Below are 13862 nucleotides of genomic sequence, written 5' to 3'. Positions count from 1 at the left end.
AAATGGTATCACGCAAAAGAGCCTCGCACGCAGGCGAAGCCCAAGGTAAAAGCTATTGTTTGCGATAGGAAAATGCGGTGACGGCCGCAGCCTCTAGTGCTTGCCGCCGTGGCTGTTGAGCCAGATATTGCGGCCCAGCATGAGCGCCAGCACCAGCGCACTCACGTAGCCCATAAAGCCAATGACTGGGATACCAAACACAACCGGCTCGATGCGTGCGTAGTACACCACCGACGAACCGATAAACAGACCGGCGATAACGATAGCCATCGACATGCGGTCGATAATTCCGCCCAGCTGTCGCAGCGCCTTATCGCTGCTCATGATCTGCGTGTTCACCTTAAGCTGGCCGCGCGTGAGCATGCGCGAAGCCAAGCCCAGATACTCGGCCGCCTCGAGCGAGCCTTTTGCCGCGCGATAGCTGCTCGCGGCAAAGTCGCGGCTCATCTCGCGCATGCGGGCATAGGTGCTCTTCTCGTTTTTGATATGAGCCTGAATGATCTGGATCATGTTGACGTTGGGCATGTACTCGGTCAGCAAACCCTCGAGCGTCACCATGCCGCGGGCGAACATCGTCACCACGCTCGGCAGCTCAACGTCATTTTTGCGCGCCAGATTGAGCAGCGAGGTCAAAAACTCGCCGATATCCAGATCCTTCAGGTCAAGTCCCGCAAAGTCAGCCACGATAAAGTCCAAGTCGGACAAAAAGGCCGAATGATCGAGCTCAGCCGAGTCGCCACGCGTCACGGCAAAGCGCATGAGCGAATCCTTGAGCTTGGGCACGTCACCCTCGGCCACGGCGAAAATCATGTCCTTAACGATGCCACGGTCGTGGCTCGACATGCGTCCGACCATGCCCAAGTCGATAAAGTAAACGATGCCGTCCTTGAGGATGATGTTTCCCGCATGCGGGTCGGCATGGAAAAAGCCGTCATCGAGCACCTGCGTCGAGTAGTCCTCGACAATCGCGGCACCGATCTTTTCCAAGTCATAGCCCTCGGCCACCAAGCGTTCAGGATCGGCGATCGAAATGCCGTCGACGTAATCCATAACCACCACGTGCTCGGTGCACAGGTCCAGATAGGATTTAGGGCACGTCACGCCATGAACGCTCTTATGGAACTCGTAGAAGTCGTTGAGGTTTTTGGCCTCGGCCAAAAAGTTGGTCTCCTCGCGAAACGAGGTCCACAACTCCTCGACTACGCCGTGCAGGTCAACGAATTGATCGGTGTTGACGAACTTGGAAACGATACGCACCACCGAGCGGATGATATCGATGTCCTGTGCCATAACCTGCTGCGCACCGGGGCGCTGCACCTTGACGGCCACGTCCTCGCCCGTCACCAGACGAGCGCGGTGCACCTGCGCGAGCGATGCGCTACCAAGCGGATTGGGGTCGATCGCATCGAACATCTCCCCCAGGCGCAGGCCGTATTCTTCTTCCAGACAGCTGAGTACGACCTCGTACGGCACCGGCTCCACGTCGGAGCGCAGACGACGCAGCTCGTCGCAAAAGCGCTGCGGTAGAATCTCGGACCGGTTGGCCAAAATCTGCCCCATCTTGACGAACATGGGGCCGAGTTCCTCGAGCAGGCGGCGCAAACGAACCGGCGTGAGGTTATCCCACACGCGGTACTTTTTGACCAGGCGAACAATCTGCCCGATGCGTTCGCGACGACCCGCCGGCGTGAGCTGGTATTCCTCGTCCGGCGCCATCGCGTCGGGCTCCTCGGGGACCATATCGACAGCGCGCGGCTTCTTGCGAGCGCCCGAGACGACGGCATCGACCTCATCGACAACCGCCGCCTCGTCACCCAGAGGATCTAGATTGTTGAAATCGGTGGTGGAATCTGCCATCTGCGCTGCTACTCGGCCTCTTCGGTATCCTTCGCATCGTCGGGCTCAACGGACTCGACGGGCACCGAGGTCACGTTGTCCTCGACCGAATCGACGATGTCGCGCACATGGGCCAGGAAGGCCGTGCGCTCGGGGGCGGTCATAACGCGGACGCGGGCAAGGATGAGCTCGTCGAGCACGCGCTGGGCCGCGGTCTCGCCCTGCATGCCCAAGCGCTCGGTCAGATCGGAGATGGTACCGCCGGCCTGCTCGAACATGTCGGACACGCTGCGGGCGATATCGGGAGCGCCTGCGTCCTTGCGCACCTGCTCACCCTTGGTATTGAGGTCGTCGAGAACCTTCTTGCTGCCCTCGACGGCAACGGCGGCGGCGCCAAAGCCAACGTTGATGGCGCCGTTAACAAGCTGATCGAGTTTCATAACCATGGTTGTCTCCAATCACAAACAACTGCATTGGCGTTCTTGTACCCAAGATTGAGTGAAAGCGACAAAGCGTTTTAGCGCTATTCGATCGACGGGAAATCCCTACCTCACGTTGTCGTTCATCGCGAAAGAGTTCTTCATGGCGCAGCTCGTGGTGTAGAGCACCTTGCCCAGCAGGGCATCGGTCTCCACGCGGACACGCTCGGCAAAGGCCTCGTTGGCGCGTGCAAGCTCGGCAGGCACCTCGGCCTCGGGCAGCGCGGCTACGACAGCGTCAACGTCGTGAATCTGCTTGTGGCCCATGCCGCCGACCTTCTCCTGATAATCCTCGACCGCGCGACCGCACTCATGGAAGCGAACATCGGCCAAGGCACCGATCAGGCGATTTGCCCAATAGAAATTCTCGGACGTCACGCGCGCCTGGGTGTCGGCATAGTACTCGGGCATGGTCTCGACGTTGGCGTACAGCGGGACGAGCGCGTTAAACGAGTTGGAGCCAAACGCCATCCACTGCACGGCGCGATACGCCGGCTGCGCATAGGGGCGCAGCTGCAGCACGGCGAGCTGACTGTTGCGGTTGATGCCAATGGGACGATAGGCGCCGCGCGTGGCGGGCGTACCCTTGCTGCCGTAGCAGTCGTACTCCGTGCCCTGGTAGTGGCTCGAAAGCACGTACTTGATGTCCTCGAGGGTCACCTTGCGCTCGGGCACGCGGCTCCAGGGGATGTCGTCGCTCTCGGGCGTGTAGTCGGCGTCGGGGCCGTCCCACACATCGCTGGGGTTGAGGCAGCGCTGCATGTACCAGGCGCGCGGCGTGTTGTAGACGTGATCGCTGTCGCTGTGCGAGCCAAAGGCCTCACGCGGGTTAAAGACCGCGACGGGACCGTCGCCCTCGACGCCCAGCGTCAGGTCCAGATGCCACTCGGCCATCCAGGAGCGCAGGTCGGCGGAGCACATATGATCTGCTTGCGCGCCTTCAGCGTCGTCCAGGTCAAAGCTGTCGATACCCAGCTGGTTGGGCATGGTCACATAGGCGTCGTCGGGCACGCGCTTGGCGATCCAGTGGTGGCCGCCGATGGTCTCGAGCCACCAAATCTCGTCAACGTCACTCAAGGCGATGCCATTGTTCTCGTAGGTACCGTAGCGCTCGAGCAGGTCGCCCAGGATACGCACGCCATCGCGGGCGGACTTGGCGTACGGCAGCACCAGGGTCACCATGTCCTCCTCGCCCAAACCGCCGGGCTGCGCCGGCACATAGCCGTCCTCGCCCTCGTTGCCCTTGGCGGGCACATAGTCCACGAGCGGATCGGCGCCGCGGACGCGCTCATTGGTGGTGAGCGTCTCGGTTGCGGACATGCCAACGTTGAGCTCGTTGAAACCGGCCTCGGCCCAAATGCCATGACCCGGGACAACGTCGGGGACGCTTGTGTAACGCATGGGGTTGTCGGGCAGCTCAACGGTCAGATGGCTCAGGACACTCGTGTAGACACGCGGCTGCTCGTCGGGATGCACCACGCGCATGCGCTTGGGCTCAAACACCCCGTTGGACGAGTCCTCGTTGCGGGCAACCAGCGTCGACCCGTCGTAGCTCGCGTTCTTACCAACCAAAATCGTTGTGCACGGCATGCGCATCCTCCTTGAGCGAAGAAATCAAACGGCAACAGTGTATCGCTTCGGCGCAAAAAGGGCGAAACCGCGACCCCTCGAGATCCCCTCGGGACCCCAGTGGTCAAAAAATGCCAAATATGAGTACTGTCACCAATTTAGTAACAGCAATTTTGCTACGCATGGGTGTCGAAAGTCTACATTTGTTCAAAAATTAGATGATGTAGTTCCCCATAGGTCCAATAAAATAGGTTCTCTATCGATAATAAATATCGTAGAGAACCAAATTAACCTAAAATATATGTGACTATCTTGGCAACAGTACTCATATTTGGCATTTTTTGACCACGTGGTATAGAACTAACCCCCTAAACAGCCTCTAAACGCCTATTTCGATGCGCGCTCCGCCGCCTCAATCACGTGTTTGGCGAGAATCGCGGTGGTCACAGCCCCCACGCCGCCCGGCACGGGCGTGATGGCGTTAACGACCAGCTCCGCAGCATCAAAATCGATGTCCCCGACCAGCTTGCCAGCGGCCTCGTCCCAGTTAATGCCAACATCAATGATCGTCTGGCCCTCGCGAACGGCATCCGCGCCAATCGTGCTCGCGCGTCCAACGGCCGCAACAACGATATCGGCAGAACGGCACTCGGCAGCAAGATCGCGTGTATGCGTATGGCACGTCGTCACCGTGGCATTGCGAGCCGTAAGCATGGCGGCAACGGGACGCCCGATCACCAGCGAGCGCCCGGCCACAGCAACCTTAGCTCCATCCAGCTCAACGCCGTAATGATCCAGCAACGCCAACACGGCCTCGGCCGTGCAGGGAGCAAAGCCCTCGCCACGACCCGAAAGCGTGGTAAGCAGCGAGGCCGGCGTCATGGAGTCAACATCCTTGGCGGGATCGAGCGCCGCGGCAACCGCATCCTCGTCAAGCCCAACGGGCAACGGACGAAACATCAGGCACCCGTGAACAGCGGGGTCGGCATTGATGTCCTTAATAGCCGCCAGCAGCTCATCCTGCGAAACATCGACAGGAAGCAAAACGCGGCGAGCCTCGATGCCAACCTTCTCGCAGCGCTTGAGGGCACCGCGCTCGTAGGACAGGTCGTCCTCGCGCTCGCCCACACGAACAATGGCCAGCGTCGGCACAACGCCGCGCTCACGCAAAGCGGCACAGCGAACAGCAAGTTCCTCGGTCAGCGCGCGAGCAACGGGAGCACCCTTCAGCAGTTCAGCCATGACTATCCTCTCTTCCTTGCAGCGTCGGAGGCGCGGCGCGCCAGCGCATCGGCGCGCGGCAACCATGTGTCGAGCAACTCATCGCACGCCGTCTCGAGCTCCTCAGCACGAGCGCGATCCTTCATAGACGTGGTGTTCGCAAAGAGCGTCAAGCTCGCGCCCTGCATGGCGGCACGGCAGAACACAGCGCCGCACGCCACATCGGACAGCAGCTGACGCGAACCCTTGTCTGCCATGTCCTCGAGCAGCGCCAACGCGCGCCCACAGGTGTCCATAATGCGATACGGCGGCATAGCGGCCACATGCAGCGCATCCTGAATCGCGGTCGCTCGAGCCGGATCGTCACGCGGAATACCGTACGCCGCGGACACCTGTCCGTAGGCGCGAACGTCCTCGGCAACCAAATCGACAAGCTCCTGGGCCAGCTCATCAGCCTGAGCAAACGCGCGCGTCAGGTCATCCGCACGATCGGCAAGCGCGGGATTGGTCGCCCCGTAGCGCGCGACCATCCCGCAAAGCGAGGCTCCCAGCGCGCCCACAAAGGCGCTCGCGCTACCGCCGCCGGGAACCGGCTCACGCGCGGCAAGCGCCTCGGCAAACCCGCGGCAGGTTTTATCCATCATCTCTTGGCTCATACGCATGCACCTTCAAGTCATATACATCGGTCGGACGGCGACTGCCTGCCGACTGTATCGATCACATAATGGTGCTAAGTCTAGCCCATAAGCACACGGGCGTCAGCGTACCTGGCCATCGCTGATTTCTATGGCACGCGATAGGCGTCGACACCGCAAACATGGGACACATGGCCCACCTTTCGAGACTTCCGGGCAGCGGCAACTGGGGCATACATTATAGGTAAGGAGCCCTATGTTGGGGCAAGCTCATCACGGCACCGGACGACGAATGGAAGAATAACCGCACAGTAAACAAAGACATCATGGACATGCGTAACCGCCGCCCCAGCGATCCGCGGCACACGATGTCCCTGGCAGACAAGGAGGACGCCACCATGAAGAAAAAGACCCTATCGATCCTTTCCCTTTGCATCGCCCTCTTTGCCGCGTTTGCCCTTGTCGGCTGCGGCGGGAGCGCATCGGGCGGCGGCAGCGTCCCCAAGAGCGAGAGCAAGGAAAAGGTCCCCGTCGCCAAGAAGACCGACTTTATCTGGTTTAAGGTCGAGATGCCCGAGAGCGTTGGCGTGAGCGACTCCGCCGGCAAGAACGCCGACAGGGTCCAGCTCACCTTCCCCGAGAACGAGAACACCACGGTTGACCGCTTCATACCTGTTTGGGAAGAGAAGATGACGGCAGAAGAGGCTCTTGCCGATGAAGGTCGAAAGAGCAGCATGTTCCAGTGGGAAGTTGGCGACCCCGTCGAGTACAACGGCAGGACATGGCTCACCGGAACGTGCAAGGACAACCGCGGCACCCATACCTATCTCTTTACCGACGTTGAGCCGGGAAGCGTCTGCGTTCTCATCGCGAACTTCGACCTGCACAAGAAAGAAGCCGAGGCGCTTCTCAACTCCATCGAGTTCCCCGACGACATGAAGAAAGCAGTTGACGAGGCACGTGAAGTCGAGATTTCGAGCATCGAGATCAAGTAACGGGGCACCCGTACGCGCCTACGCGAACCCGCGTAGGCGCGCCCCATTAAAACAACGGGCGCCCAACCCGGGGAGAGCCGACAGCACCGGCCCTCCCCTCTTTTGGACCCGTGCATATTGCCACTTAACGGCGCAAATCCGGCCCTCAGAATGGGACACATGGCCCACCCGAAGGAGCCGTCCACGCGTACAGTAAAGGGAGGTAACCCATGGACGATTACAGATCGAGGAGGACACGACCATGGAAAAGAAGGCCTTTGCGATTCTCACCCTCTGCATCAGTCTCTTTGCCGCGGTTGCCTTGGTGGGTTGCGGTGGCAGCGGCGGCGCTACCGGCAGCGGCGGTGGCGGTGGAGCGGAAAAGCCAGCCGTGGATATGAGGACTGACTTCATTTGGTTTAAAGTCGAGGTGCCCGAGGGCGTCGAAATCACGGACGTTGCAGGCGATACCGCCGACAGGGCCCAGTTTAAGTTCACCGAGAGCGAGCATGCCAGTGACCGCTTCATCCCCGTCTTCGATCCTGACAAGAACGCCGATGAACTGTTCGACTACGAGGCAAAGTGGAAGACCAACTCCGGATGGACCGAGAGCGATCCCGTTAAGTACAACGGCAAGACCTGGCGCAGCGCCTACTTTACGCACTCGGGCGGCGTGACGACCGAGTACTTCACCGACGTTGACGGTGGCAGCGTGTATGTGCGTATCGACAACGTCGAGGAACACAAGGACGCCGTCGAGACCATGATGAAGTCTCTGGAGTTTGCCGACGACATCGCCGAGGCCAAGACCGAGGCCATGGACGTCAAGCTCGACGATATCGAGATCAAGCGCTAAGCGACTGGCGAGTGCAGCGGGAAACACGGGCGCAGTGCTAACAAGCGGCGGTGCCCCAGCGCTTCGTATTAAGGGAGGACCGGCTCGCCGGCCCTCCCTTTCTTATGCCGATAGCCGGCGAACGCGAGGGTGCCGGGCGGCAAAACCACCCCCAGCGCGGTAGCAGCACAAATAGACAAGCGCCCCAACGCGCCCGCCCGCCGATTTATAGCGCCGCGCAGACAATTAAGCCAACACGTTTAGACATCCGGGCAGTATAGTGAACAAAATGAGTGCATAACCGCACCCTGCGAACGGAGGAGTTATGACCGAACACCACGCCATCAGCCGTCGAGCATTCACGTTGGGCCTAGGACTCGCAGCATTGTCGCCATTTGTAAGCCTGCCCGAAACCGCGGGATTGGGCCTTCCCGTGCGCGCGGCATTTGCAGAAGACACGCCCACATCGGCGGCCACCCTCGACAAGTTCGTCATTCGCCTTCGCCCCGCGGGCTATTTTCGCACCGCGAGCGTCAACGAAGACGGCAACGTCATCGGCAACGTCTGCCACCTGTTTAATGACGGCACGTCCAGCAAACTCATCCTTGAGCACGTAGAGACCGATACAGATAATACAAATTGGTATGCCATCCGCACCCTGCTCAATTTCGAAGAGCACAAGAAGACGGGCTACAGCATTTGGTCGGTCGATGGCGACTCGGACAAAGATGGAAAGGTCATCCACGTATGGAGTGGTGAGCATGACGGCAAGCCCAGCCGCTCTTTTGCGTTCGACCGCCAGCAAAACGGAACCTACATCATCCGAGACCGCACAAACGAGAAAAAAGACATTAATTACCTGGCCATAGAAAAGGACGGCAAAGACCAAGACAACAACAAGATCTGCCACAAGAGGAAGAGCATTCCGTGGGAGCTCGAACTTGTCGGTTACGACAAGGGCGAGATCAATACCACGGTTAGAAGTATCGACTGGATCACGTATAGCAGCTAAGTCGACGGACCATGCTGGATGAAATACGTCGACGGCAACAAATACCTCGACGAGCTGAGCATCCCGGGCACGCATGATTCAAGCACCTGCAGCGTCGACAACGACACCGAGCCCCAAACCTCGCTTGCAAAGTGCCAGCAGGATTACATCCCCACGCAGCTGCTCGAAGGCATTCGCTATTTTGATATCCGACTTGGAAAGAACAACGAGAACGGCGACCCCGGCATCGACCATGGAATATGCTACCTGCTCAAAAAAGACGGGGGCTTTATACATCTCTCCGATGTCATCGGTTACTTCAAAACATTTTTGAACGAAAACCCGTCAGAAGCGCTCATCATGCTGGTGTCACGAGGCAACGACGAAGCCACCGACGACAGTGTTACGACGGCTTTCGCCAATGTTATGGACAATAACTCCGATCTGTTCTATACGTCGAGCCATGTCCCCACACTGAACGAGGTGCGCGGAAAGATCGTCCTGCTGCGTCGATTTAAACTCGCCGGCGACAGTGTAGACGGCCACACGTGGGGCCTCGACCTCACCGAATGGGACGACAAAATCAAGGCGCATTCCGGAAAGTCCATGTGCCTCGTGAAATACGAGCAAGGCTTTGAGGCTGCGGGCAATACGGGCGACAAAGAGCCCTATAGCACAGCGGTATATGCCCAAGACCATTACAGCTGCACGGGATCCAGTAAGATCGACTGGGTCGATATGGCCCTGAAGGCGGCGGCCGAGTTCGAGCCCAGCACCGTAGATATCACTGCCGCGGACGGGACAACGGTGCAGGCAACGGAGCGCTGCTGGTTTATTAACTACACTAGCTGCACGCAAAACAACCCTTTTACCGCAGCGCGAGTGGTCGACGAGCACCTGTACAAGAGCTCGTATATAAACAATACCGGAGTTGAGGGCACAAAAGAGAACTGCCGTAAGCGCATTGGCATCATTGCGTCCGACTTTGTTGATGCCGCACTGGCCCGGAGCATCTACCAGCGCAATTACGATACGCAGCACAAGCAGACAGCTTCGTGCTACCTCCCAGCCCGCATGCACATGACATATGGCGACTCGCTGAGCGACGCCTCGCTCCAGGACGGCAAGACCGTTGGCGAGGGTCATTTCCGCCTCGTCGACAGCAGCAACGTACTCAACGTGGCGGCTTCGGGCCATGCGTTTGCCATCGAATATGTGGATGTCGACGCCTTGGGCAACGAGACCGTTACGGAGCTGCGGGGCTCCGTGCCCATCGATATCGATCCACGCGCGCTGACGCCCCATTTTGAGGGACTCGAAGGCCTTAAGGCCGGCGAAGACGTGCGCGCCAAGATTGCGGCATCACTCGAGGGCAAGCTCGAAACCGATGCCTGCACGGCCCAGCTCGAGTTTGTGCACGACGCGAACGGCGCTCCGGGCACGGCAATGGCCGAGGGCGAAACATTTGCCGCAGGGACGTACTGGGTGCGCGCGAAAAGCCTTTTGGGCGACGCGGCACAGAACTACACGCTCGCCAGCGATGGAGCCGCAAGCTTTACCGTAGCGGCCTCGGGCAGTGCAGGCGGCGCCGGCAACGGTACCGGCGACGGCAACGGCAACGATGCCGCCACGGACAGCGCCGACAAGAACGGCAAGGGCAACAAGAGCAAGGGCTCGACCGGAAAACTCGCCGACACGGGCGACGGCTCTGGTATCGCCGCCGGGCTCGCCGCTGCCGCCGTGGCGACAACGGTCGCCGGCGCGGCGATGCTTGCCAATGCCCGCGACAATACCGAGGACGTTAACGAATAGGCAAGCCAGTCTTTTGGGCGCATTAACTCAATCGGGGCGCAGAATACCGTTCTGCGCCCCGATTTTTACCTTAGCCCGAACACCGTTATCGGCTACATCACCATGTTCAGCGCATTCACGAACTCCTGAGCTTGGGAGCGGCTGCTCAGACTAAAGACACAGGCAGTCAACAGCCTGTTACGTAGGAAAACGTCGCGGCCCTTGATCCTGCTGACCCCCGTGATGTCCTTAAGGTAGACAATCTCGGTGTGCTTGCCGCCAAAAGTGCCCTTCTTGAGTACCTCAATGCGGTTAGGGTAGATCTTGACGTCTTTAAACCTACCCGAACCCTTGTCCTGAAACAGCAAGGTGTTGTTGTCCATGCGTGTCACTCCCATGGGGTTCGTTAAAACTGCCTTTATGGTCACATTTTAGTCACCGCAAGGCTCCCATGCGAAGGTGCCAGACAACATAGCAATTCGTGTCCGCGCGAGGCTTTAAACTAAATGCGTTAAAGATGCATTCCACAAGAGGAAAGTGGGGCGACAGTGATGGGTGAACTGGTAAACCGTGGAGAATCGGCAATCGTGCCCGAAGGTTTTTACAAGCAGGTCTCCTCGATTCTCAACGCCGCTCGCGACAAGGCCTATACCGCCGTTAACTTTGCGATGGTTGAGGCATATTGGGAGATCGGCAAGAGTATTGTTGATGAACAGGGCGGAGAGGAGCGCGCCAAGTATGGCGATGCACTGATCGACGAACTTGCCGTTAGATTGACTAAGGATTTTGGCAGAGGCTTCAACGCCAGAAGCTTAAGATACATGCGTCAGTTTTATCTTGCGTTCCCAATCCGGAACGCGCTGCGTTCCGAATTGAATTGGACACATTACCGCAGGTTATCGCGTATAACCGACCCTGATGCTCGAACATGGTACATGAACGAATGTGCCGATTCTCGCTGGAGCACGCGTCAGCTCGAGCGCCAGATCAACACCATGTTCCGCGAGCGCCTACTTGCCAGCAAAGACAAAGAGGCCGTCATCCAGGAAATCCAAAAGAGCGCCCCGGCTCGTCGCCCCGAGGATATCATCCGCGACCCATATGTACTGGAGTTTTTAGGTTTCTCGGACGATACTGCGTTTCGCGAGAGCGATCTAGAGCAGGCGCTCATCACGCATCTTCAGAAGTTCCTGCTGGAGCTTGGCCGTGGTTTCGCTTTCGAGGCGCGCCAAAAGCGCATCACCTTTGATGGGCGCCATTTCTATATTGACCTTGTTTTTTACAACTATCTGATGCGCTGCTTCGTGCTCATCGACCTTAAGACCGATGACCTTACGCATCAGGACCTGGGCCAGATGCAAATGTATGTGAACTACTACACGCGCGAGCTCATGAACGAAGGCGACAATCCGCCCATAGGCATCGTGCTCTGCGCGGACAAAAGCGATTCGATCGTCGAGTACACACTGCCCGAAGACAACGACCAAGTGTTTGCCGCCAAATACCTGCCGTATCTTCCAAGCAAGGAAGAGCTGGCGCGCGAACTAAGCGCCGAGTACCGCGCCATCAACGAAGCGACCAATGGCGAAACGCAAGGGTAACAGCACGTTGCGACCGAAACCACCGCAGCCGTCGCAGGCGCACTCGCGGTTGCGACGCACGCTACGAAACAATACCGGTCATGGACGCCGGCAACGACATTCTAGCCGTGGCTGGCGAGCGTGACCTGACAGGCAAAGACGCGGCCTTCGTCTGATGTGGATCCATTGGCTGTCACAGAAAAGGGCCGGTTGCAGCCGGCCCTCAAGACACTTGCACCTGCGTTGCCCGCGCTTCCGAAGTGTGACTAACTGAGGAGCGGGTTCCGTGGCACAACCTGATTTTACCCGGTGGGGCGGCTCTTGTGCAGCCGCTCCACTGTTTATTTTCATCTGGCACCCTCAAACAATCAGACGGCAGCCCGCACTCCTGAGAGCCGCCCCGCACCCCCGGCCATCACGTTACGGCAACAACCGGCGCTACTCCCCTACTTCCCAAATAGCGTACCCAGCAGACCGCGGCGTTTGGGCTTTTCTTCTCGGTAGGAACCCTCGGCAACCGCTGCAACCTGGCGCGGTTGCTCGCCGCCTCCACGGCGCACGATCTGGTACAGAAACGGCGACTTAACGTATTTGACCTCGATGGGCGTGGCATGCACGGTGCTCTCACCGGACAGATGCAGGCTCGGATTGAGCGGCGCCACGACGTGCGTTTCGCGCTTGTCACTAAACACCACCGCGGCCGCGCGGCCCGTCTGTCCGTTTACGGCAATGCGCACCTGCTCGCCATCGCGGCTGTCCGTCGCCGGACGATCGACAAAGTAGACCGGCACCATCACCAGGCCATCCTTATGCTTGCGGGCCTTGCGCGCCCAGGTTCGGATGCTCTTTTTATTGAGCCCCAGTACGGCCTCGGCATCGTTGCCCGCAACGTCGAGCGCCAACTTATCAATGACCACCTGGTCCTTGGTAGATGCATCGACGGAGACGACGCGGAAGTCGCCTTCCTGCATGGCGGGATCGAACGGACCGACCTTGGCAAAGTCCCACGGTTCCAAAATGCCCATGAGGCGAACGTCCAGGTAGTTTGCCCTGGGGTATGCCCAGTCGAGCACCTCGTAGTACACCAGGGTTTCCTTGCTCAGGCCCTTGCCCGGGAAGCTCGCCATCATGCGCAGGTCCGCCAGCGCCATGGGGAAATAGAAGAGCATCATGTCGTTTTGGATCGCATCTTCCACGTCGTGCCCGGCAAAGGCATCCGGGTACTGGCGCACCAGCTGCAGCGCGTTGGCACGTGCCTGCTGCGGCGAGATTTCGCAGGGAATACCCTGATCCGGCACATACTCCGCACCCACGCCCATGGTCAGACGCTTGCTAAACGTCCCCGGCTTGAGCAGGTCGGCAATGCCGATCTTGTTGCCGCAGGACGGGCACTCAAACACGCGCTGGGTCGACTCGCCCTCAAAGGACGCACCACAGAAGGGGCAAGGAATGCTCACATGCGTGGCCTCTTGGAACTCCTGCGCCGTGCCGCGATCCTCCCACAGCAGATGTTCCAGGACCGACTGATTGCGCCAGTGCGAATTGAAGAAATACCAGTCCGGGTCCTCCGGGCGCTCGAGTTGCGACACATGCGTGAGCTTGAGCAGTCCATCCACCACCGTCAGCGGCGTATGGCGAATGCCCAGGGCGCTCTTGGGCTCCCCCGCATCAGCCTGCCACGGAACGACCGTGCCGCAATAGGCGCACTCAAAGCTGCGCTTAGCCTGGTGCGAGTACATAGGGCCGCCGCAGTTTTGACATTTAATGGCAAACATCTCGTCCATGGAAACGTCCTCCTTTGCACAAAGCTGTCGACATTAAGTATGTCGAGCAAACAGGCACATGCCCATACCCATGTGGCCCAAAATGGACCACCCAGGCAGACGAGAAGGCTCGCTCGTTAGCACCGGCAGACTATTGCTGCATTTTCTGAGCATCGGTGCACGGCGCC

12 protein-coding genes are annotated in these 13862 nt (G+C 59.0%); 5 read left to right on the top strand and 7 right to left on the bottom strand.

Features of this window, described 5'->3' with window-relative positions; translation table 11 throughout:
- Positions 1 to 93 precede the first annotated feature (93 nt).
- The 5 genes from FGQ67_RS05210 to FGQ67_RS05190 all read right to left on the bottom strand — a co-directional run bounded on the left by FGQ67_RS05210 (position 94) and on the right by FGQ67_RS05190 (position 5761).
- Positions 94 to 1857, bottom strand: coding sequence for an ABC1 kinase family protein (locus tag FGQ67_RS05210; RefSeq protein WP_138340459.1), 1764 nt, complete (start codon positions 1855 to 1857; stop codon positions 94 to 96).
- Between the two features lie 8 nt (positions 1858 to 1865).
- Positions 1866 to 2282 (bottom strand): hypothetical protein, encoded by a 417-nt coding sequence (locus FGQ67_RS05205; RefSeq protein WP_055250902.1) that lies wholly within the window; start codon positions 2280 to 2282, stop codon positions 1866 to 1868.
- A gap of 99 nt (positions 2283 to 2381) precedes the next feature.
- Entirely contained in the window at positions 2382 to 3905 is a 1524-nt protein-coding gene (locus tag FGQ67_RS05200; protein WP_138340458.1) for a C69 family dipeptidase, read from the bottom strand.
- A 366-nt stretch (positions 3906 to 4271) separates the two neighbouring features.
- Positions 4272 to 5126 (bottom strand): bifunctional 5,10-methylenetetrahydrofolate dehydrogenase/5,10-methenyltetrahydrofolate cyclohydrolase, encoded by an 855-nt coding sequence (locus tag FGQ67_RS05195; RefSeq protein ID WP_138340457.1) that lies wholly within the window; start codon positions 5124 to 5126, stop codon positions 4272 to 4274.
- Positions 5127 to 5128: 2 nt separating this feature from the next.
- Complete coding sequence (locus tag FGQ67_RS05190; protein ID WP_171025206.1) at positions 5129 to 5761, bottom strand: cyclodeaminase/cyclohydrolase family protein; 633 nt, start codon at positions 5759 to 5761, stop codon at positions 5129 to 5131.
- Positions 5762 to 6138: 377 nt separating this feature from the next.
- Between FGQ67_RS05190 and FGQ67_RS05185 the strand changes: the two genes are divergently transcribed.
- The 4 genes from FGQ67_RS05185 (at position 6139) to FGQ67_RS05170 (ending at position 10352) form a co-directional block, all read left to right on the top strand.
- On the top strand, positions 6139 to 6735 hold the full coding sequence (locus FGQ67_RS05185) for a hypothetical protein (RefSeq protein WP_138340455.1): 597 nt from the start codon (positions 6139 to 6141) through the stop codon (positions 6733 to 6735).
- 241 nt (positions 6736 to 6976) lie between these two features.
- On the top strand, positions 6977 to 7570 hold the full coding sequence (locus FGQ67_RS05180) for a hypothetical protein (RefSeq protein ID WP_138340454.1): 594 nt from the start codon (positions 6977 to 6979) through the stop codon (positions 7568 to 7570).
- A 304-nt stretch (positions 7571 to 7874) separates the two neighbouring features.
- A complete protein-coding gene (locus FGQ67_RS05175) occupies positions 7875 to 8561 on the top strand; it encodes a hypothetical protein (RefSeq protein ID WP_138340453.1) in 687 nt (228 codons plus the stop codon).
- Positions 8562 to 8579: 18 nt separating this feature from the next.
- The gene (locus tag FGQ67_RS05170; RefSeq protein WP_138340452.1) at positions 8580 to 10352 is read left to right on the top strand and encodes a phosphatidylinositol-specific phospholipase C; all 1773 of its coding nucleotides are present in this window, start codon (positions 8580 to 8582) and stop codon (positions 10350 to 10352) included.
- Between the two features lie 92 nt (positions 10353 to 10444).
- On the opposite strand, the gene FGQ67_RS05165 is transcribed toward FGQ67_RS05170, so the two are convergent.
- Entirely contained in the window at positions 10445 to 10714 is a 270-nt protein-coding gene (locus tag FGQ67_RS05165) for a hypothetical protein (protein ID WP_138340451.1), read from the bottom strand.
- Positions 10715 to 10882: 168 nt separating this feature from the next.
- Between FGQ67_RS05165 and FGQ67_RS05160 the strand changes: the two genes are divergently transcribed.
- Positions 10883 to 11932 (top strand): PDDEXK nuclease domain-containing protein, encoded by a 1050-nt coding sequence (locus FGQ67_RS05160; RefSeq protein ID WP_138340450.1) that lies wholly within the window; start codon positions 10883 to 10885, stop codon positions 11930 to 11932.
- Between the two features lie 425 nt (positions 11933 to 12357).
- On the opposite strand, the gene FGQ67_RS05155 is transcribed toward FGQ67_RS05160, so the two are convergent.
- Positions 12358 to 13695, bottom strand: coding sequence for a TFIIB-type zinc ribbon-containing protein (locus FGQ67_RS05155; protein WP_138340449.1), 1338 nt, complete (start codon positions 13693 to 13695; stop codon positions 12358 to 12360).
- Between the last annotated feature and the right edge of the window lie 167 nt (positions 13696 to 13862).

It is taken from the genome of Collinsella aerofaciens, assembly GCF_005845035.1.
Taxonomy (GTDB): Bacteria; Actinomycetota; Coriobacteriia; order Coriobacteriales; family Coriobacteriaceae; genus Collinsella; species Collinsella aerofaciens_I.
The sequence above is the reverse complement of the archived record's forward strand: the minus strand, read 5'-3'. Positions and strand labels throughout refer to the sequence as shown.

Bases quoted from the DNA above. Each gene is read 5' to 3' on its own strand.
- FGQ67_RS05210 (WP_138340459.1), bottom strand. From the start codon at position 1,857: ATGGCAGATTCCACCACCGATTTCAACAATCTAGATCCTCTGGGTGAC.
- FGQ67_RS05205 (WP_055250902.1), bottom strand. From the start codon at position 2,282: ATGGTTATGAAACTCGATCAGCTTGTTAACGGCGCCATCAACGTTGGC.
- FGQ67_RS05200 (WP_138340458.1), bottom strand. From the start codon at position 3,905: ATGCCGTGCACAACGATTTTGGTTGGTAAGAACGCGAGCTACGACGGG.
- FGQ67_RS05195 (WP_138340457.1), bottom strand. From the start codon at position 5,126: ATGGCTGAACTGCTGAAGGGTGCTCCCGTTGCTCGCGCGCTGACCGAG.
- FGQ67_RS05190 (WP_171025206.1), bottom strand. From the start codon at position 5,761: ATGAGCCAAGAGATGATGGATAAAACCTGCCGCGGGTTTGCCGAGGCG.
- FGQ67_RS05185 (WP_138340455.1), top strand. From the start codon at position 6,139: ATGAAGAAAAAGACCCTATCGATCCTTTCCCTTTGCATCGCCCTCTTT.
- FGQ67_RS05180 (WP_138340454.1), top strand. From the start codon at position 6,977: ATGGAAAAGAAGGCCTTTGCGATTCTCACCCTCTGCATCAGTCTCTTT.
- FGQ67_RS05175 (WP_138340453.1), top strand. From the start codon at position 7,875: ATGACCGAACACCACGCCATCAGCCGTCGAGCATTCACGTTGGGCCTA.
- FGQ67_RS05170 (WP_138340452.1), top strand. From the start codon at position 8,580: ATGAAATACGTCGACGGCAACAAATACCTCGACGAGCTGAGCATCCCG.
- FGQ67_RS05165 (WP_138340451.1), bottom strand. From the start codon at position 10,714: ATGGACAACAACACCTTGCTGTTTCAGGACAAGGGTTCGGGTAGGTTT.
- FGQ67_RS05160 (WP_138340450.1), top strand. From the start codon at position 10,883: ATGGGTGAACTGGTAAACCGTGGAGAATCGGCAATCGTGCCCGAAGGT.
- FGQ67_RS05155 (WP_138340449.1), bottom strand. From the start codon at position 13,695: ATGGACGAGATGTTTGCCATTAAATGTCAAAACTGCGGCGGCCCTATG.